The organism is Streptomyces sparsus (assembly GCF_054776295.1).
Genome location: NZ_BAAHCA010001685.1, coordinates 1 through 574 on the forward strand (window position 1 = coordinate 1; position 574 = coordinate 574).

1 protein-coding gene is annotated in these 574 nt (G+C 76.0%); it reads right to left on the bottom strand.

Features of this window, described 5'->3' with window-relative positions; genetic code table 11:
- A partial coding sequence (locus ACYVE9_RS30300) for a ketoacyl-synthetase C-terminal extension domain-containing protein (RefSeq protein ID WP_461031053.1) occupies positions 1–574 on the bottom strand: 574 nt, incomplete at both ends.

Here is a 574-nt window from a genome sequence, read left to right on the forward strand (position 1 = left end):
GCCTGGGCGCGCAGCGCGGCGGGCGTGCGGCCGGACAGCAGCACGGGTACCGCGGGCGGTTCGGTGGTGGCGGGCAGGTCGTCCGCCGGGGGCGCCTGCTCGACGATGACGTGCGCGTTGGTGCCGCTCACGCCGAAGGAGGACACGCCCGCGCGGCGGGCGCGGCCGGTCTCCGGCCAGGGCTGCTGCTCGCTGAGCAGCCGGACGTGGCCGGTGTCCCAGTCGACGTGCGGGGTGGGCGTGTCGGCGTACAGGGTGCGCGGCAGGACACCGGCGCGCAGCGCCATGACGGTCTTGATGACCCCGCCGACGCCGGCCGCGGCCTGGCTGTGCCCGATGTTGGACTTGAGCGAGCCCAGCCACAGGGGGCGGTCATCGGCGCGTTCCTGCCCGTAGACGGCGAGCAGTGCCTGGGCCTCGATCGGGTCGCCGAGCGTGGTGCCGGTGCCGTGCGCCTCGACGGCGTCCACGTCCTGCGGGGTGAGGCCGCCGGCGGCCAGTGCCTGGCGGATGACACGCTGCTGCGAGGGGCCGTTGGGCGCGGTCAGGCCGTTGGAGGCGCCGTCCTGGTTGA